The organism is Streptomyces sp. BV286 (assembly GCF_019090165.1).
Taxonomy (GTDB): Bacteria; Actinomycetota; Actinomycetes; order Streptomycetales; family Streptomycetaceae; genus Streptomyces.
The window spans coordinates 1-18,014 of sequence record NZ_JAHRIB010000156.1 but is presented as its reverse complement, the minus strand read 5'-3'; the positions used below and the strand labels follow the sequence as shown (position 1 = coordinate 18,014).

The following is an 18,014-nucleotide window of genomic DNA, read 5'->3' as shown; positions in this document are numbered from 1 at the left end:
TTCCGTGGAACCACTCGTACGGGTAATCTAACTCGAACTCAACTCCCGCTCCTCAAGCGGCAGTTCGAGCAGAATGCCGTCCTCGCGCATCCCCTTGCACTCCCTTGGCGGCCTCTTGCCCCGAAACCCCCTGAGGACGCGCGGGATTGGGCCACTATGACGGGCGTTACGCCCTATCCCAATGCAAGGGACCCCAGATGAGACTGACCGACATATCGCTGAACTGGCTGCTTCCCGGCGCCGTGCTGCTCCTGGGCCTGCTGGCGGCGGTTGCGGTGCTCGCGCGTGGTAAGCGCGCCGGGGAGAAGACCCACGCCGACGATTCGTGGGAGCGCACGGAAGAGCGCCGCAGGCGCAAGGAGGCCATATACGGCACCGCCTCCTACGTACTCCTGTTCTGCTGCGCCGCGGTCGCCGCCGCACTCTCCTTCCACGGCCTGGTCGGCTTCGGCGAGCAGAACCTGAACCTCTCCGGCGGCTGGCAGTACCTGGTGCCGTTCGGCCTGGACGGCGCGGCCATGTTCTGCTCCGTACTCGCGGTGCGCGAGGCCAGCCACGGTGACGCGGCGCTCGGCTCCCGGATACTCGTGTGGACGTTCGCGGCCGCCGCCGCCTGGTTCAACTGGGTGCACGCCCCCAGGGGCCTCGGCCACGCGGGCGCCCCGCACTTCTTCGCCGGCATGTCCCTGTCGGCCGCCGTCCTCTTCGACCGCGCGCTGAAGCAGACCCGCCGCGCCGCCCTGCGCGAGCAGGGCCTGGTGCCCCGGCCGCTGCCGCAGATCCGGATCGTACGGTGGCTGCGTGCTCCTCGTGAGACCTACGGCGCCTGGTCGCTGATGCTCCTCGAGAACGTGCGCAGCCTGGACGAGGCCGTCGAGGAAGTGCGTGAGGACAAGCGGGAGAAGGAGCAGAACCGTCTGCGCCGTCGCGACCAGGAGAAGCTGGACCGTGCCCGCATCAAGGCGATCACCCGCGGCCACCGCGGAATGATCGGACGCGGTGGCCGTCAGGCGGAACTCCAGTCGGCCCAGGCGGCCGCCCAGGTCGCCGCGGAGCCTGCCATATCAGCGCCGGAACTACCCGTACGCGCCCGGCCCTCGTTGCAGCCCGTCCGCCGCGCCGGTGAGTCGCCGACGGTCGACCTCACCGCGGAGGACGACACGATGGCGCTGCCGCGGCTCGACTCCCTCGAGCGCAAGCTGAAGGATCTGGAGCAGCAGTTCGGCTGAGCGTGACCCGGCCGCCCTGCGGCCTCAACTCTGGATGGGGGCGCGGCATTTCATGCCGCGCCCCCATCCAGTTCGAACCACACCGCCTTCCCCACCCCGTGCATGCGCACACCCCAGGCGTCCGCGAGCGCCTGCACCAGGACCAGGCCTCTGCCGTGCGTGCCGTCGTCGGCGTTCGGTGCCCGGAGCCTCGGCCTGCATGCCGCGAAGTCCCGTACCTCCACCCGCAGTCCGCGGGGGCCCACGGTGGCCGTCAGCAGTGCCTCCCGGTCGGTGTGGATGAGTGCGTTGGTCACGATTTCGCTGGTCAGCAGTTCTGCCGTCTCGGACCCGCCGGGCCGCCCCCAGTGGGCGAGCAGTTCCCGCAGCGCCTTGCGGACCTCGGGCACCGCCCGCAGGTCGCAGCGGCCGAGCCTGCGCCTGAGTTGCGAAGAGCCCTGCTGGTCGGGCGTGCTCTCCGCGGTGTCCTCCATCGTCGTGGCCGTCTTCACCGTCTTCGACGAGGAGGCCCCGGCTATGACGGGACCGCCTCCTCGTGCATGCCTCTTCATGACCCCCGCCGCCGCTGTCGATTCCCCTCCGGATCGAACACGTTCACGGAATGCATGCCCCGCCCGGAACGCGGCAGTCATGTCGAATCTTGAACGACCTGTCGAACACCGGCCGTTGTCCCCGCCGCGCTGGGGCGGTCCAGGGACGAGTCCGCCCCGCGCACCCGCCGGAAAGCCCCGTATACGACGATCGGGAGGCGGGCGAACGGGGCGACACGGTCCATCTGCGGCGGAAGGCCACGGCGAAGCCGGCAGCGCCGCGCCGCCGTCGGCCGGCGATTCCTGCCGACGGGTGGGCCGACGGCACTCGGCCCGTCGGCCGACACCCGCCTGCCGCACCGGCCGTACGCGAGCCGGTGGAGGGGGCCGGAGGCGCCTACTTGCGGGCCGCGGCCTCGGTGCCGATGTGGATGATCTTGTGGTTGCGGTTCATTCCGACGACCAGCCGGGTCGCCGGCCCGTCCCCCCAGGTCAGCGTCACGAGCGCTTCCCTGTGGCTCGCGGCGCCCTTGGCGGTGACCGTCCACTTCGCCGGCACGTTCTGGGCACGCAGGACACCGTCCGCGTGGTTGCGACGCTCCCAGGCCTCGATCTCCTTGAGGTAGTCGGCGTGTACGTAGAACTTCCGGAGCTCGGTGACCAGCTTGCCGCCGCTGCCCGGACCGCTCTGCGCGTCGATGTAGGCGCCGTAGAAGTCGGCGATCCGGGTCACCGGGTCCGACGGCTTGCCGGTGACCGACCGGGGCGCGGCAGCCCCGGCGGTCGCTTCGGCCGACGCGGTGAGTCCGAGCGGCAGGGCGGTCGCGGCGACGAGGCCGGCGACCAGGGCGGCACGACGGCCCGGCCTGCGCGAGGTGGTGGTGCTGTTCATCGTTCTGTACTCCCCGTTTTCGTGATGCTGGTCGGTCCCGTCCGGTGCGATGGTCCGTCGCACCGGATGGAGCCGCCCTCTCGACCCCCGTGGCGGGAGGGCGGCTCCGGCTTTTCCCGGTGGGTCAGTGGAGCTTGTTCACCGCGGTGGTCGTCGTCTTCTTGAAGGCCTTCACCGGTGCGTCGGAGAAGTCGCCCATCTGCCCCCAGTTCACGACGGTGACGGTCCGCCCGTCGCGGCCGACCGAGACGAGGTTGATGTCGGTGGCGCCCCAGGAGGTGCTGGTGTGCCTCCCGTGGACGTGGGCGCCCTCCTCGACCGGCAGCGTGCCGTAGTCCTTCGTCGTGACCTCGACCTCCGGGTCCGCCTGCTCGGCCCGGGCGCCGCAGGACCGGATCTCCTTGTTCAGCCGCGTGGCGAGGGCCTTGGCCTTGGCGTTGCTGCCGACGACGATGGTGAGCTGCTGAGCGCTGGTCTCCAGGTCGGTCCGGAAGTCGCGGTACGAGGAGTCGTAGCCGGGCATCGCGTCCTGGAGGCAGAACCACAGCTCGTCGGGCACACCGGGCGTCACCTTGCCCGCCGTCCAGGCGGACGAGGGGTGCGGCGGCAGCTGGGAGGCCGACAGGAACTTGGGCGTGCTCTTCGCGGCCACCTTGACGGGCGCCGAGGCGTTCGGCGCGGCACCGGCCGGGCCGGCGAGCGCCGTACCGACGGCGAGGCTCGCGGCGGCGAGTGCGGTGAGTGCCACGGCTCGAGTGCGCTTGGCCATTGTTTCGTCCCCCTGTGTATGAGTGCATGGTCGATCTGAACGCATGCATGATCTGCGTATGTGCCTGGTTGGTGGGTGCCGCCGCGAAGGCCCGTCACGGGCTGCCGTCGGATGGTCGGTCCGGCGGCGGTCGGTGCGACACCAGAAGCATCAGCCGTCACTCGGGCTCTGCGCAACAGACGGCGCCGGATCCGCCACGGTGGAACCATCCCATCCCTTCTGACGTGCAGGTATATGGAGTGCCTGGGATGACCTCCCGGGCCGGGACACGCCCCTTCGACCAGGGGGCGACGACGAGTACGGGGGAACGGTGTCGACTCGGGACGACGACGTCGAGGAGTTCGCGGCACTGCTGAGACGTCTGAAGGCGCGGACGGACCGCAGTTACGGCGCCCTGGCGCGCCGGGTGAACATGAACACCTCGACGCTGCACCGCTACTGCGCCGGTGACGCGGTGCCGCTGGACTTCGCCCCGGTGGAGCGGTTCGCCACGCTGTGCGGGGCGACACCCGACGAGCGCCTCGAACTGCACCGCCTGTGGATCCTGGCGGTGGCGGCGCGGCAACGGCCTCGTACACCCGGTCCGTCGCCGGACCCGGAGCCGGACGCGGACGAGGAGCCGGAGCCGATCGCGGACGCGGACCTGAAGCCGGACCCGGAGCCGGACGCGGCCGTGAAGCCTGACCCGGACGTGGACCCGGAGCCGGGCATGGACGACGGGCCCGCGGAGCCTGCGCCCAGCCCTGCGGGTGCGAGCACCGCGAGCACGTCCGCGAGCGGGGATCCGGCCTCCGGCGCCACCGCCGCGAAGGCACCGGGCTCACCCGTCCCGGCCACCGCCCTCGGACTCGTGTCCACCTCCGGTGCGCGCCCCCGGGGCGCCTGGTACCGGCGACGGGTCACCGTCACCGTGGCCGTGGTGTCCGCGCTGCTCGCCTCCCTGGGCGGGCTGTCGGCGCTCTCCGGTGACCGGTCCTCCGACGACGACGATTCCCGGGCCGTCCGCCCGGCCCCGACGACGGCAGCTCCCGACGCCCGTCACCGCCCGTCCACGAGCCCCTCCCCCAGCGGAACCGGCCCGTCCCCGTCGGTCAGCGCCCCCCCGAAGACCTCCGAACCCTCGGCCAAGAACGGAACGCCGTCGGGCAAGGCGAAGCCGAACGGTGGCGGATCCGTCGCCGTGCCGCTCACCTGGACCGCGAACTCGCAGGCCTGGGCGCTCGGCTGCGGCCACGACTACGTCATCCGCAAGGAGCCGCAGCAGGTTCCGCCGCCGCCGGCCGCGCAGGACGCAGGGTCCTGGGCGGCGACCCAGAAAGCCGTGCACGGCCGGGAGACCAACGTGGAGATCTCGGTGCAGGGCCGGAGTTCCACCGCCGTCGTCCTGACGGCGCTGCGGGTCCGGGTGGTCGCCCGTACGGCCCCCGTGCCCGGCACCGTCTACGCCATGGACCAGGGCTGCGGCGGCTCGATCACCCCCCGCTCCTTCGCCGTCGACCTGGACAAGGACCGCCCGATCGCCCGCGCGGTCCCCGGCAGCGACGAGGGAAACCCGATCCCGGCGGTGCGCATGCCCTACCGGGTGTCCGCCGAGGACCCGGAAGTCCTCCTGGTCAGCGCGCGGACACAGACCTGTGGCTGCTCCTGGTACCTCGAACTCGACTGGTCCTCCGAGGGACGCACGGGCACGGTCCGCATCGACGACCACGGCCGTCCGTTCCGCACGAGCAGCATCAAGGGGCTGCCTCGCTACTGGTACGGCACGGAGGGTTCGGAGCGACAGTGGGTCCCCTACGGCCAATGACACCCGCGCCCTACGGCCGGGGCACGTTGCGGAGGTTGGAGCGGGCCATCTGGGCCATGCGGCCCACTCCCCCTTCGAGGACGATCTTGGAGGCGGACAGGGCGAAGCCCGTGACCATCTCCTTGCTGATCTTCGGCGGGATGGACAGGGCGTTCGGGTCGGTGACGATGTCGACGAGGGCCGGGCCCTTGTGCCGGAAGGCGTCCTTGAGGGCGCCCGCCAGCTGCTTGGGCTTCTCGACGCGTACGCCGTAGGCACCGCAGGCCCGCGCGACGGCTGCGAAGTCGGGGTTCTTGTTGGCGGTCCCGTACGAGGGCAGCCCAGCGACCAGCATCTCCAACTCGACCATGCCCAGGGAGGAGTTGTTGAAGAGGACGACCTTCACCGGCAGGTCGTACTGGACCAGGGTGAGGAAGTCGCCCATCAGCATGGAGAATCCGCCGTCGCCGGACATCGAGACGACCTGGCGCCCGCGGTCGGTGAACTGGGCGCCGATGGCCTGCGGCAGGGCGTTCGCCATGGAGCCGTGCGAGAAGGACCCGATGATGCGGCGGCGGCCGTTGGGTGAGAGGTAGCGGGCCGCCCACACGTTGCACATGCCGGTGTCGACCGTGAACACGGCGTCGTCGTCGGCGAGTTCGTCGAGGACGGAGGCGACGTACTCGGGGTGGATCGGGACGTGCTTGTCGACCTTGCGCGTGTAGGCCTTGACGACCCCTTCGAGCGCGTCGGAGTGCTTCTTGAGCATCTTGTCGAGGAAGCGGCGATCGCTCTTGGGGTTCACCTTCGGGGTGAGGCAGCGCAGCGTCTCCTTCACGTCGCCCCACACCGCGAGGTCCAGCTTCGACCGACGGCCGAGCCGTTCGGGCCGCACGTCGACCTGGGCGATCTTCACGTCGTCCGGAAGGAACGCGTTGTACGGGAAGTCGGTGCCCAGCAGGATCAGCAGGTCGCACTCGTGGGTGGCCTCGTAGGCGGCTCCGTATCCGAGGAGCCCGCTCATGCCGACGTCGTACGGGTTGTCGTACTGGATCCATTCCTTGCCGCGCAGGGCGTGCCCGACCGGGGACTTGATCCGCTCGGCGAACTGCATGACCTCGGCGTGCGCGCCCGCGGTGCCACTGCCGCAGAACAGGGTGACCCGGTCGGCCTCGTCGATCATCGCGGCGAGCTTGTCGATCTCGGCGTCACCGGGCCGGACGCTGGGCCGTGAGGTGACGAGGGCGGTCTCGGCGGCCTTGTCCGGAGCGGGCTGGTCGGCGATGTCGCCCGGCAGCGTCACGACACTCACTCCGCCCTGTCCGACCGCGTGCTGGATGGCGGTCTGAAGCAGGCGGGGCATCTGCTTCGGGTTGGAGATCATCTCGCTGTAGTGGCTGCACTCACGGAACAGCTGGTCGGGGTGGGTCTCCTGGAAGTACCCGAGGCCGATCTCGCTGGACGGGATGTGCGAGGCGAGGGCGAGCACCGGCGCCATGGAACGGTGGGCGTCGTAGAGGCCGTTGATGAGGTGGAGGTTGCCGGGGCCGCAGGAGCCCGCGCAGGCGGCGAGCCCGCCGGTGACCTGGGCCTCGGCGCCCGCCGCGAAGGCGGCCGTCTCCTCGTGCCGGACGTGGATCCAGTCGATGGCCGAGTTGCGCCGGATGGCGTCGACCACCGGGTTGAGGCTGTCGCCGACGACTCCGTACAGGCGCTTCACCCCCGCCCGGACAAGGATGTCGACGAACTGCTCGGCAACGTTCTGCTTGGCCATGAGTCACGCGCCCCTTGGTGTCGTTCGCTGTCCCGGGTTCCCTTCCCTCGCATGTCCCATGAATTCACAGCGGTCGCGGTTACGCCTCCCAGACGGCGGCAGCGGTCCGGTCGTCGGCGTATCCCTTGACCCGGACCAGGCTGTCCGCGAGGAACGCGGCGAGGCCGGGCGGGTCGCCTCCCGACCAGCGGGAGGTCAGGTGCTCGACCAGGCGCGGTTCGCCGCGCAGGGGTTCGGCGAGCCCGCTGGTGCACAGCAGGAGCGCGTCCCCGGGGCGGGCGACGGAGGCCCGGAAGCGGAAGGGGTCACGGGGCGGCGGCTCGGGGGCGGGCTCGTACGGGCTCGGGGGCGTGGTGATGCCCAGGTCCATGGTGAGCCGGTCGCCGTCGGGCGTCTCGTGCGGCAGTGAGCCGAAGCCGACGACCGCCTCGCCCGCGGTGTCCGCGACGCGCGGTTCGATGTCCTGCCACTCGCCGTCGCGCAGCCGGAAGAGACCCCCCGCTCCGACCCCGAAGAAGACGCGTGTACGGCATTCGGGGTCGGCGGGGAGCAGCAGGCAGCGCAGGCTCGCGGTGTACTCCTCGGGAGTCACGCCCTGTTCGGAGGCGCTGGCCCGCAGCTTGCCGAGGCTGCGGTCGGTGAGCCGGTGCAGGCCCGACTTCAGGTCGCCGCGCCGTGCGGCCCTGATGTCCTCGGCGAGCCGCGCGTGGCTGCGGCCCACGGCCCTGCCGATCCACTGGCACGCCTCGGCCGCGGCCCGGTGGGCGCCGGGGGTGGCTCGGGCGCCGGTCGCCATGGCCACCAGGACGAGCGCCGCGTCGCCGACGCCGAAGCGGGCGGTGAGCAGGGAGTCCCTGCGCGGCTCGCCCCGGTAACGCGCCGAGTCCCCCCGCACGGACACGGCCCGCAGGGTGCAGGTCCCGTAGGACGCCCCGTCGAGCACCGTGTCGGCCACGAGGTCGCCGAGGTCGTCCGGGTCCGCGGGCGGCAGTGCGGTGGGTTCGGGCTCGTAGGTGGGCGGGCCGGAGCCCACGTGGCCGAGGGGGGCGGGGATGTCGGGGATCTGCAGGTCGGGCTGGTCGGACGGGCCGCCCGAGGGGACGTCGACCAGGGTGCCGTGCCGGGCGTCAGGGGCGTCCGGCACGCCCGGGGCACCGGCGGGGGCTTCGGCCGGCGGGACGGAGGGGCCGCCGCCCGCCGTTTCGGGCCGTCCGGTGGAGGCGCCGCCCGTAGCGGGTGCGCCGGACGGCATCGGAGGCGGGGAGCCCGCCGGCATCGGAGGCAGGGCGCCGGGCGGCACCGAGGACGGCGTGCCCGCGGGGACCTCGGGACCGGCCGGGGCCCAGCTGTCGGGACCGGCCTCGGCACGGGCCGCGGCGTCGGGACGGGCTGAGGGCTCGGGACGGGCCGGGCTCTCGCGCTCGTCGATGGAGGGGGTGCCCACGGTGGGCGGAGGGCCGATGGTCGGCGGTCCCCCCGGCGGCTGGGGCCACCGGGACGCCGCGGGTCCGGTCTCCGGGGCCGCACCGGGGGGAGCGGCGTGCCGGGGAGCCGTGTCGGAGGACGAGGAGGAAGAGGAGGAGGAAGAGGCAGAGGACCGGGGAGCCGCGTCGGAGGTGGCGGCATGCCTCGGAGCCGGGCCCGGCGGGGGCGGAACCGCGTCGGCCGGGCCTGCCGGGTCTGCCAGGTCTGCCGACGGCGGGACCGCGTCAACAGGATCCGGAGAGGGCGGGACCGTGGGCGTCCACGAGGCGGGGGTCGACGAGGTGGGCGCCGTTGCCCCGGGGGCTTCCGGGGGCATGCCCGGGGACGGTGTCGGCGCGCGGGGCCCTGTGGGTCCGGGCCCGGGTGGGAAGGTGGCCGGACCCGGGGTTTCGGCGGGCGGGGCCTCCCAGGGAGCCCGCTGCCGCTGGTGAAGCCCGCTGTTGTGCGTCTCGCCGGAGGACGTGGGGCCTTCGCCTGGGCGGACACCACCCCGCGCGGGGCCCGGTGAGCCTGCCACGGGCCCACGCGGGTCGCCTGTCCACGCCCCGCGGGCCTGCCAACCCGCTCCGGCCTCCACGCTGTCGATGTCTCCGGCGGCCTCGCCGTCTCCGGACCCTCCGCCGGCCGGTCGCCAGGCCACGGCCCCTCCGGGCGCCACGGAACCTCCGGGCGTGCCCGTCTCCCGGCCCCCGGAGGTGCCGGAGGTTCCGGGAGGCCCGGAGGTCCCGGGGGTGCCGGAGGTCCCGAACAGGTCGGAGGGACCAGAAGCACCGGCTGCGGCCACGTCTGCCGATGGGGCGTTTCCCCCGGGTGCGTCGACGGCCGGGCCGGACGGTACGCGCGAGGCCGGCCCGCTCGGCGGCCACCAGGGCGGGGGGTCCGACTCCATGGACCCGTCGTCGCCGCGCGCCCCGTGGCCCGGTGCCGCAGGGCCGGACGCGCCGCGGAGACGCCCGGGCCGCTCGGTCGGCGTGCGGGGCGGCGGTACGGCGGGCCCCTCTGCCGAGGGCACCGGGGCCGCGTCGGCAGGCGCCCCCAGGGTGTCCGTCGCCGAGGCGAACCGGTCGTCGAGCGAGTCCGCCGCGGGCGCGGGCCCGGTGTCCCCCGTGGAGTCGTCGTACAGCTGCCCCCACCAGTCGTCCTGCTGACCGGTGGGCCTCTCCCCCTGCTGGCTCATGTCCCTGATTGTCCACCGTTGAGGCCGGATGAAAACGGTGCATCCGGAAAAACCGGCCGGGAGGTCGGGGTCGCACAACGGTACGGGGCCGCCGGGCGGTCCCACCCCCCACGGGAGAACCGCCCGGCGGCGCCGGTGTGACCGGACCCCGGTGACCGCCGGGGCCCGCGTCACGCTCTGGTGGACCGGCTTCCGCGCGAGCGGTCCGTCCGGTCCGGAGTGTGCCCCGCTTCCCTGGGGCCGAGCTGTGATCCCGGGGCGGGTTCCACCTGCGGCCCTGTTCATCCACGCCGGCCCTGATCCTTCGATCATTGGCCGGTCCTCGCCGGTCGCCGCTTCCGGACTCACCGTCGGCGAGGCGGACCCGGCAGTGGCTCCGACTCGCCCCGTGCCGAGCGCACCGCCGCCCCCGCCCCCGACCGGTCCCACGCGTTCACGCAGGCCGATACCGTCCGGGACGGACATAACCGGCCCTGCGTCACGCTGCCGTACCGCCACCTTGGCAGAGACCCGGACGGTACGGCGATGATGGGCCGAGGCGGGTTTACGCCGTGGCCGTTTTCCGCCACGGCCGGTCTTCGGGGAGGGGCACAGCCGCATGCACGGAGCGACAGGGCTGGCAGCGATAGGGCTCGACGACACACACGAGTCGGCGTACCGGGCGCTGGTGTCCGTGGGAGCCGCCGACGTGCCCGATCTCGCGCGGCGGCTCACGCTCGGCGAGCACGACACCGAGCGCGCGCTGCGCGGACTGGAACGCCACGGTCTCGCGGCCCAGTCGTCCGCCCGGCCCGGCCGATGGGTCGCGGCGCCGCCCGGCGTCGCGCTCGGCGCGCTGCTCACCCAGCGGCGCCACGAGCTGGACCAGGCCGAGCTGGCGGCCACGCTGCTCGCCGAGGACTTCCGCGCGCGCTCCACCGAGCCCGCCGCGCACGACCTGGTCGAGGTGGTGACCGGCGCGGCCGCGGTCGCCCAGCGGTTCCTGCAGCTCCAGCTCGGTGCGAGCGAGGAGGTGTGCGCCCTGGTCACGGGCAATCCCGTCGTCGTCGCCGGGACGGACAACGACGCGGAGAAGCAGGCCGCCGACCGCGGTGTCCGCTACCGCGTCGTCGTCGAGCGGGCGGTCCTTGACCTGCCCGACGGCATCACGGAGCTGTCCGCGGCACTCGGCCGGGACGAGCGGGTCCGGGTCGTGGACACCGTGCCGACCAAACTGGTGATCGCCGACCGGACCCTCGCGATGGTGCCGCTGACCTCACGGACCCTGGAGCCCGCCGCGCTCGTCGTCCACGCGAGCGGTCTGCTCGAATCGCTGTCGGGCCTGTTCGAGTCGGTGTGGCGGGACGCGCTCCCACTGCGCCTGGGGGCATCCGGAACGGTGACCGAGGAGGAGCGGGAGGGCCCGGACGGCACCGATCTGGAGATCCTCTCGCTGCTCCTCGCCGGGCTGACCGACGCGAGCGTCGCCAAACAGCTCGACCTGGGCCTGCGGACCGTGCAGCGCCGGGTGAAGCGGCTGATGGAGCTGACGGGCGTGACGACCCGGCTCCAGCTCGGCTGGCACACGTACGAGAAGGGCTGGGTCGCCCGGGAGCGACAGGACTGACCTGCGGTTTCGCCCGTCGTGGGGCACTCTGGGCAGATGGGAGCGTGGGAACTCCTGCTGGTCGGCGTGGTGATGCTGCTCGGCCTGAGCGGAGTGCTGGTACCCGGCGCGCCGGGGTCGTGGCTCGTGTGGGCCGCGGTCCTGTGGTGGGCGTTCGAGGACCCCAAGACGCTCTCCTGGAGCGTGCTCGCCGGCGCCACCGCCGCCCTCTTCGTCGCCCAGGTGATCCGCTGGCGACTGCCACCGCGCAGGCTGCGTTCGAGCGGCGCGACCCCTCGAATGGCGGTGTACGCGGGCCTCGGCGCCCTGCTCGGCTTCGTCGTCGTGCCGGTGCTCGGCGCGATCCCCGGCTATGTCGGCGGCGGCTACCTCGCCGAGCGGCTGCGGCTGGGCGGACACGGGGAGGCGATGGCCTCGGTGCGCTCGGTGATGCGCCGCGGCGGGACGAGCGTGCTGGTGGAGCTGTTCACCTGCCTGCTGATCACGGGGGCGTGGCTGGGCGCCGTGCTCTTCGGCTGAACACCGACCACCACGGTGCGATGCGGGGCGGGGCTGTGTGGTGCCGTGCGGGGCGGGGCTGTGTGGTGTGGTGCGAGGCCGTGGTGTGTCGCGGTACGGCGCATTACGTGCGGCAACACATCGGATCTCTCCCTTGTTGTTGACGGGATCGCGCACCTTCTCTACGTTGCGTTCCGGGATAGCTCCGATGAATCGCCCGGTTTTCGCTCACGCAGCCGCACAAGCCGCCAGGAGTCGCGATGCCCCGCCCGTCCAGACGTACCGTGCTCACCACCGGATCCGCCGCCGGCGGCGCCCTGCTCGCCGGCGGGCTGCCGGCCCAGGCCGGAGCGGACGACCGCCGGAGCGCCCCGTCCTCCCCGCCCGACCACCTCGGTTCCGACCCCTGGCGCACCGTCCTCGACGACGCCGACCTCGTCTGGCGGCGGATGCCGAAGACCTGGTACGAGGGCCCGTATCTGGGCAACGGCTTCCTCGGTTCCGGCATCTACGCCGAGCCCGGCCGGGAGACCGAGGCCGTCCGCTTCAACGTGCAGCACTCCGAAGTGCAGGACCACCGCCCGCAGTTCGGGTCGCTCTTCGGGCTCGCGCGGCTGCCGATCGGCCACTTCACCCTGGAACCGGTCGGCACGATCACCTCACTGGACTGGCGGCTCGGACTCCGCGACGCCGAACTGACCGGAACGCTCACCACGGACCGCGGCACCCTCACGATCCGCGCACTGGTGCACACCACCCGCTCGGTGCTCGTCGTCGAGGTGACACCGAGCAGCGGCGAACGCGACCACCGGTGGGTGTTCCATCCGGCCGAGGCGATCAGCCCGCGTGCCGCGTTCCGCCCGCTGCCGGAGGGCTACGCCGGAAACCCGCCCGCCACGGTCGAAGAGCACGACGGCGCCTTCGCTGCCGTACAACCGCTCCTGGCCGGCGGCCGACACGTCACCGCGTGGCGGGAGCGGGCCCGCGGGTCACGGCGGACCCTGTACGTCCATGTCGCGCACTCGTTCCCGGGGACGGCGGCACGGGGGCGGGCCCTGGCAGCGGTCCGCAAGGCCGCCCAACTGCCCTACGACGGACTGGCCTCGACGCATCGGGCCTGGTGGCATGCCTTCTACCGCAAGAGCTTCCTGTCGCTCCCCGACGCCCGCCTCCAGCGTTTCTACTGGATCCAGCTGTACAAGACGGCATCCGCGGCCCGGCGGGACGCCCCCGTGATGGCCACCAGCGGCCCCTGGCTGGAGTCCACCCCGTGGCCGGCGACCTGGTGGAACCTGAACGTGCAACTGGAGTACTGGCTGATCCACGGCTCCAACCACCTCGAACTCGACGCCGTCACCCGGGCGTTGAGTGAGTTCCGGGACAACCTCAAGGCCGAGATGGCACCGGCGTACCGCGCCGACTCGCTCGGCATACCGCGCACCACGGACGCGTACCTGGTCAACGGCGGCGCCACGAGCAACGCCGAGGGCTACGGGGTCGGCATCCCCGGCCAGGACCCGCCGACACCCGAGGTGGGAAACCTCGTGTGGGCGCTGCACAACGTCTGGCTCAGTTACCGCCACACCATGGACGAGTCGATCCTCCGGGACGTCCTCTTCCCGCTCCTGCGCAGGGCCGTCTCCTACTACCTGCACTTCCTGGAGCCCGGCCCGGACGGCCGACTGCACCTGCCGGCGACGTTCTCGCCCGAGTACGGCGGCAACTCGCGGGACTGCAACTACGACCTGATGCTGCTGACCTGGGGCTGCCGCACCCTCCTGGAGTCGGCCGAACTCCTCGGCGTCCGGGACGAGTCGGCGCCCCACTGGCGGGAGGTGCTGAAGCGGCGCGCCGCGTACCCGACCGACGCGAACGGCTTCATGATCGGCGCGGACATCCCCTTCGCGAAGTCGCACCGCCACTACTCGCACCTGCTCGCCGTCTACCCCCTGTACGAGCTGACGGGCCGCACTCCCGACGAACGGGCCCTGATCGAGAAGTCGTTGGCCCACTGGGTCGGCTTCGAAGGCGCGCTCCAGGGCTACACGTTCACGGGCGCGGCCTCCATGTCGGCCCTGCTCGGCAAGGGAGAGGAAGCGCTCGCCTACCTCGACCAGCTCATGGCCCGCTTCATCCAGCCCAACACCATGTACAAGGAGTCCGGGCCGGTGATCGAGACCCCGCTCTCCGCCGCCCAGTCGCTGCACGACATGGTCTGCCAGTCCTGGGGCGGCATCGTCCGGGTCTTCCCGGCCCTGCCCGCCGCCTGGGCCGACCTGACCGTGCACGACTTCCGCACCCAGGGGGCTTTCCGGCTCAGCGCGGTGCGCAGCGGCGGCCGGACCCGGTGGGTCCGGCTCGTCAGCGAGGCGGGCGCCCCCTGCGTCGTACGGCACGGCGTGCCGGGAGCGATCGACGTACGTGACGGACGCGGGCGGCCGCTGCGCCACGAGGACGCGGGTGACGGGAGCATCCGGATCGCCCTGAGGAAGGGCGGGTCGGCGCTGATCACCGCCCGGGGTGAGCGGCCCGACCTGCGGGTCACGGCCGTCGAACCGAACGCTGAGGCCCCGCGCTGGGGCCTGCCCACCCCGTGAGTCACCGGGCCAGAGCGGCCAGGTCGACGCTGTCGGCCAGCGCCCGCATCCCGGCGTCGTTGAAGTGGAGATGGTCGCCGGGATCGTAGGCGGGCAGCATGCGGTGCGGCCGGGACGGGTCGCGGACGACGGCGTCGAAGTCCGCGACCGCGTCGAACAGGCCGCCGGTGCGGATGAGATGGTTGACCGACCGGCGGACGCGCTCGCGGGCCTCCGTGTGGCTGCCGTGGCCGCCGAACGGCGTGAGAGTGGCGCCGACGACGCGGATTCCGCGGGCATGGGCGCGCCGGACGATCTCCCGGTACGCGGCGCCGAGGGCAGCCGGGTCGGTCTGGTTCGGCGGGCTCTTGATGTCGTTGACACCCTCCATCACGATCACCGTGCGCACCCCCGTGCGGGAGAGCACGTCGGCGTCGAACCGGGCCAGAGCGCTGGGCCCCCGGCCTTCGAGCAGCAGCCGGTTGCCGGCGACCCCCGCGTTCAGTACGCCCTGCCGGCGGTGGGACGGCAGGGCGCGCAGGCGCTCGGCCAGCCGGTCGGGCCAACGGCGGTTGGTGTTCGGCGTCGAACCGGAGCCGTCGGTGAGCGAGTCACCGAACGCGACGACGCTCCCCGCCGCCTGTGGACGGCGCACGTCGACACCTGTCACGTAGTACCAGGACCCGGTCGTGGCCGTGTACGCCGCGCCGCTCACCTCAGCGACCCGATTGCCGTTCCTGGCGTAGAAGTTGGTCTGCCGCGCGTCGCGATGGTAGGTCGCCGGGCCCGGGTCACCGGGAGTGTGGAGGGTGACGAGAAGGTTGGCGGCGGCCGGTACCGTCAGCGTGACCGGGTCGCTCACGACGTCCTTGCCGGCCGGCACGGTGATCCTCTTCCTGCCGCCGAAGGTGAGCGTGCGCATCGTGCCGCGCAGGGCGTTCGGGCTCCTCGGCGCCTTCGGCTGCTGCCTGGCCACGGTGGCGCCGCCGAGGACGAGCGACCGGGAACCGAGCCGGTTGGAGATCCGTACGCGGACGGCCGTGCCGCCGACGCTCGTGTGGATCACGTTACGGATCGAGGCGCCGGGGAGCGGTGGCGCGGTGCCGGAGGCGGAGGCCTCCCAGGTGCCGGTCCAGTACGCGGGGGTGGCTCGCGGGGCCGTGCGGTCGGGGGCCGCCACGGAACCCGTGTGGGCCACCCCCGTGCCCGTCAGAGTCAGTGCCAGCGCGCCGGCCAGGGCGGTCGCCGCCCGGGCCGCGTCTCTTCGTCCGAACCCGACCATGCGTTCCTGCCTTCCGCCGACGGAGCCCGACGGGTGCGGGTCTCCGGATCCGGGGTCAGGATCCGATGCGGAGAGCACGAAAACCGTGTTTGGCTGCTGACATGACCGCATTCAGTGAAGCCGAACGGGCGTACCTAAAATCCCAGCGGCTGGGCCGCCTCGCCACCGTCGACCAGCACGGCCAGCCGCAGGCGAACCCCGTCGGCTTCCATCCGCAGGACGACGGCACCATCCTCATCGGCGGCTATGCCATGGGGACCACCAAGAAGTGGCGCAACCTGCAGAAGAACCCCAAGGTCGCCCTGGTGATCGACGACATCGTCAGCCTCCGCCCCTGGAAGGTGCGCGGAGTGGACATCCGTGGGGACGCCGAACTGCTGACCGGGCCGCACGAGTTGGGACCGCACTTCAGTGAGGAGCTGATCCGCGTCCACCCCCGGCGCATCCACAGCTGGGGTCTCGAGGAATAGCCGGGCGGCCGAAGGAACGACTCATCGGCCTTCGAGGGTGAGGAGTCGGAGCTTGCGTTCCAGCCCTCCCGCGTACCCGGTGAGCGATCCGTCCGCGCCGATCACACGATGGCACGGGCGGACGATCAGCAGCGGGTTGGCGCCGATCGCTCCGCCGACGGCCCGCACGGCGATGCGCGACGCGCCGATCCGGGCGGCGATCTCCCCGTACGTGACGGTCGTCCCGTACGGCACGGAGTCGAGGGTGCTCCAGACCCGCTCCCGGAACTCGGTGCCGCTCGGCCTCAACTCCAGCTGGAACTCCTTGAGTTCGCGGGCGAAGTAGGCGGCCAGTTGCCGCTCGGCCTCCTGGAAGGGTTCCGGTGCGCGCCGCCAGTCGGCCTGGACCGTGCGGCCGCCCTTCTGGCCGGGCACGGAGAGGGAGGTCAGCGCGCCCGACTCGTCAGCGGTGAGCAGGAGTTCACCGACAGGACTGGCCAGGGCCGTGTAGTACGTGGTCACTTCTCTTCGCCTTCCGGCTCGGCGGCCGCCAGGTGCCGCAGAGCGTATGAACGCCACGGACGCCAGGTCTCGGGGACCTGTGCGCCGGGCGGGGCCACGTCGGGGTCACCGAGGGCGCGGGTACGGATGACGGCCACGACGTGTTCGTCCAGGCCGGGCAGGGTGAGCAGTGCGGCCTGCGCCGCCTCCCGGTCGGCGCCGGGATCGAGCCGCAGGGTGCCGTCCGCGAGCGCGGTGGCGAGGGCGCCCAGCGTGCCGCCGGACTCCGCGAGGGCTGCCGGTTCGGGGAAGACGTGCGTGAGCGTCCCGCAGGGCGCGTCCAGCGCCTTCCCGTGGGTCCGCACCAGGTTCTCGGCCTCGTGCGGGCCGACCAGCGCGCGCACCGCCAGCTCCTCCGGATCGGCGGCGCCGGGCGAACGCAGCCCCGGCCTGGCCGCCACCAGCGGGGCCAGCCGGCTGTCCGCGCCGAGACGCTCGTCCACGGCGTACGGGTCGGCGTCGAGGTCGAAGAGCCGGCGCAGCCGCTGTACGGCGGTGGTGAGATCCCGCAGGTCGGTGAGGTGCAGCCGGGCGTCGAGCCAGCCGCCGCTGTGGGCGGAGGCGCCCGACAGGCGCTCCCGCACGGCGACGATGCCCGTGCCGTACGGCAGCCGCAGTGTCCGTCGGTAAGTGCGGGCCCCGGGGGCGCCGGCCACCTCTTCGATGCCCGGCACGGCCTCGGCGCTCAGCAGGTCGAAGGCGGCGGCTGCCTGGTACGGGCCCCGGTGCGCGAGGCGCAGCGGTATCCCGGCGGAGGGGGTGGCCGCCGTCCGGCGCGTCCCGCCCCTGTTTCCGGCGGCGCGCAGCTCGGTCGGGGTGGACGCGTACACCGTCCGGATCGTGTCGTTGAACTGCCGCACGCTCGCGAATCCGGCGGCGAACGCGATCTCCGTGACCGGTAGTTCCGTGGTCTGCAGCAGTACCCGCGCGGTGTGGGCGCGCTGGGCCCGTGCCAGGGCCACCGGGCCCGCGCCCAGTTCCGTGGTCAGCTGCCTCTGGACCTGCCGGGCGCTGTACCCGAGCCGGACGGCGAGACCGGCGACGCCCTCGCGGTCCACTACGCCGTCGCCGATCATCCGCATCGCGCGTCCCACGACGTCGGCGCGTACGTTCCACTCGGCGGAACCGGGGGCGGCGTCCGGGCGGCATCTGCGGCATGCCCGGAATCCCGAGCCCTGCGCGGCCGCCGCTGTGGCGTAGTAGCGCACGTTCTCCCGCTTCGGCGTCACCGCGGGACAGCTCGGCCGGCAGTAGATCCCCGTCGTCTCCACGGCGAAGAAGAACGCGCCGTCGAACCGGGCGTCCCGGCTGCGTACGGCTCCGTATCCGGTCTCCTCGTCAATCACCCCTCCAGTGTGCGTCGCCGCCAGGTGTCCGGCTGGCGGATATCGGACATGGCGCTC

At 72.8% G+C, this 18,014-nt stretch carries 14 protein-coding genes; 6 read left to right on the top strand and 8 right to left on the bottom strand.

The features are described 5' to 3' along the window. Positions 1–197 precede the first annotated feature (197 nt). Positions 198–1,229, top strand: a complete 1,032-nt coding sequence (locus KUF83_RS27695) for a DUF2637 domain-containing protein (protein WP_217457687.1) — start codon at positions 198–200, stop codon at positions 1,227–1,229. 50 nt (positions 1,230–1,279) lie between these two features. Here the strand turns inward: KUF83_RS27695 and KUF83_RS27690 are convergent, their stop codons facing one another. The 3 genes from KUF83_RS27690 to KUF83_RS27680 all read right to left on the bottom strand — a co-directional run bounded on the left by KUF83_RS27690 (position 1,280) and on the right by KUF83_RS27680 (position 3,420). Further along, entirely contained in the window at positions 1,280–1,702 is a 423-nt protein-coding gene (locus KUF83_RS27690; protein WP_217457801.1) for an ATP-binding protein, read from the bottom strand. Between the two features lie 454 nt (positions 1,703–2,156). Beyond that, the gene (locus KUF83_RS27685) at positions 2,157–2,651 is read right to left on the bottom strand and encodes a hypothetical protein (protein ID WP_217457686.1); all 495 of its coding nucleotides are present in this window, start codon (positions 2,649–2,651) and stop codon (positions 2,157–2,159) included. A 124-nt stretch (positions 2,652–2,775) separates the two neighbouring features. Continuing rightward, on the bottom strand, positions 2,776–3,420 hold the full coding sequence (locus KUF83_RS27680; RefSeq protein WP_217457685.1) for a hypothetical protein: 645 nt from the start codon (positions 3,418–3,420) through the stop codon (positions 2,776–2,778). Positions 3,421–3,730: 310 nt separating this feature from the next. Here KUF83_RS27680 and KUF83_RS27675 point away from each other — a divergent pair, with 310 nt between their 5' ends. Continuing rightward, a complete protein-coding gene (locus KUF83_RS27675; RefSeq protein WP_217457684.1) occupies positions 3,731–5,224 on the top strand; it encodes a helix-turn-helix transcriptional regulator in 1,494 nt (497 codons plus the stop codon). Between the two features lie 10 nt (positions 5,225–5,234). Here KUF83_RS27675 and KUF83_RS27670 read toward each other — a convergent pair whose 3' ends face one another. Continuing rightward, positions 5,235–6,977 (bottom strand): pyruvate dehydrogenase, encoded by a 1,743-nt coding sequence (locus tag KUF83_RS27670; RefSeq protein WP_217457683.1) that lies wholly within the window; start codon positions 6,975–6,977, stop codon positions 5,235–5,237. Between the two features lie 79 nt (positions 6,978–7,056). Continuing rightward, positions 7,057–8,421 carry a protein phosphatase 2C domain-containing protein gene (locus KUF83_RS27665; RefSeq protein ID WP_308403157.1) on the bottom strand — a complete coding sequence of 455 codons (1,365 nt, stop codon included), beginning with the start codon at positions 8,419–8,421 and terminating at the stop codon, positions 7,057–7,059. 1,816 nt (positions 8,422–10,237) lie between these two features. On the opposite strand from KUF83_RS27665, the gene KUF83_RS27660 reads away from it, so the two are divergent. The 3 genes from KUF83_RS27660 (at position 10,238) to KUF83_RS27650 (ending at position 14,340) form a co-directional block, all read left to right on the top strand. Then, positions 10,238–11,245, top strand: coding sequence for a LuxR family transcriptional regulator (locus tag KUF83_RS27660; protein WP_217457682.1), 1,008 nt, complete (start codon positions 10,238–10,240; stop codon positions 11,243–11,245). 36 nt (positions 11,246–11,281) lie between these two features. Further along, positions 11,282–11,764, top strand: coding sequence for a DUF456 domain-containing protein (locus KUF83_RS27655; protein WP_217457681.1), 483 nt, complete (start codon positions 11,282–11,284; stop codon positions 11,762–11,764). 239 nt (positions 11,765–12,003) lie between these two features. Further along, positions 12,004–14,340, top strand: a complete 2,337-nt coding sequence (locus tag KUF83_RS27650) for a glycoside hydrolase family 95-like protein (protein WP_217457680.1) — start codon at positions 12,004–12,006, stop codon at positions 14,338–14,340. Position 14,341: 1 nt separating this feature from the next. On the opposite strand, the gene KUF83_RS27645 is transcribed toward KUF83_RS27650, so the two are convergent. Continuing rightward, a complete protein-coding gene (locus KUF83_RS27645; RefSeq protein ID WP_217457679.1) occupies positions 14,342–15,601 on the bottom strand; it encodes an SGNH/GDSL hydrolase family protein in 1,260 nt (419 codons plus the stop codon). A gap of 101 nt (positions 15,602–15,702) precedes the next feature. On the opposite strand from KUF83_RS27645, the gene KUF83_RS27640 reads away from it, so the two are divergent. Further along, complete coding sequence (locus KUF83_RS27640) at positions 15,703–16,071, top strand: PPOX class F420-dependent oxidoreductase (protein WP_217457678.1); 369 nt, start codon at positions 15,703–15,705, stop codon at positions 16,069–16,071. Positions 16,072–16,092: 21 nt separating this feature from the next. Here KUF83_RS27640 and KUF83_RS27635 read toward each other — a convergent pair whose 3' ends face one another. Together KUF83_RS27635 and KUF83_RS27630 are read right to left on the bottom strand one after the other, a co-directional pair. Further along, complete coding sequence (locus KUF83_RS27635; protein ID WP_217457677.1) at positions 16,093–16,572, bottom strand: methylated-DNA--[protein]-cysteine S-methyltransferase; 480 nt, start codon at positions 16,570–16,572, stop codon at positions 16,093–16,095. After that, positions 16,569–17,954 carry a DNA-3-methyladenine glycosylase 2 family protein gene (locus KUF83_RS27630; protein ID WP_217457799.1) on the bottom strand — a complete coding sequence of 462 codons (1,386 nt, stop codon included), beginning with the start codon at positions 17,952–17,954 and terminating at the stop codon, positions 16,569–16,571. Before KUF83_RS27630 ends, KUF83_RS27635 begins: the two co-directional genes overlap by 4 nt. Between the last annotated feature and the right edge of the window lie 60 nt (positions 17,955–18,014).

Coding starts and splice junctions, on each gene's coding strand:
- KUF83_RS27695 (WP_217457687.1), top strand. CDS start 198: ATGAGACTGACCGACATATCGCTGAACTGGCTGCTTCCCGGCGCCGTG.
- KUF83_RS27690 (WP_217457801.1), bottom strand. CDS start 1,702: ATGGAGGACACCGCGGAGAGCACGCCCGACCAGCAGGGCTCTTCGCAA.
- KUF83_RS27685 (WP_217457686.1), bottom strand. CDS start 2,651: ATGAACAGCACCACCACCTCGCGCAGGCCGGGCCGTCGTGCCGCCCTG.
- KUF83_RS27680 (WP_217457685.1), bottom strand. CDS start 3,420: ATGGCCAAGCGCACTCGAGCCGTGGCACTCACCGCACTCGCCGCCGCG.
- KUF83_RS27670 (WP_217457683.1), bottom strand. CDS start 6,977: ATGGCCAAGCAGAACGTTGCCGAGCAGTTCGTCGACATCCTTGTCCGG.
- KUF83_RS27660 (WP_217457682.1), top strand. CDS start 10,238: ATGCACGGAGCGACAGGGCTGGCAGCGATAGGGCTCGACGACACACAC.
- KUF83_RS27655 (WP_217457681.1), top strand. CDS start 11,282: ATGGGAGCGTGGGAACTCCTGCTGGTCGGCGTGGTGATGCTGCTCGGC.
- KUF83_RS27650 (WP_217457680.1), top strand. CDS start 12,004: ATGCCCCGCCCGTCCAGACGTACCGTGCTCACCACCGGATCCGCCGCC.
- KUF83_RS27645 (WP_217457679.1), bottom strand. CDS start 15,601: ATGGTCGGGTTCGGACGAAGAGACGCGGCCCGGGCGGCGACCGCCCTG.
- KUF83_RS27640 (WP_217457678.1), top strand. CDS start 15,703: ATGACCGCATTCAGTGAAGCCGAACGGGCGTACCTAAAATCCCAGCGG.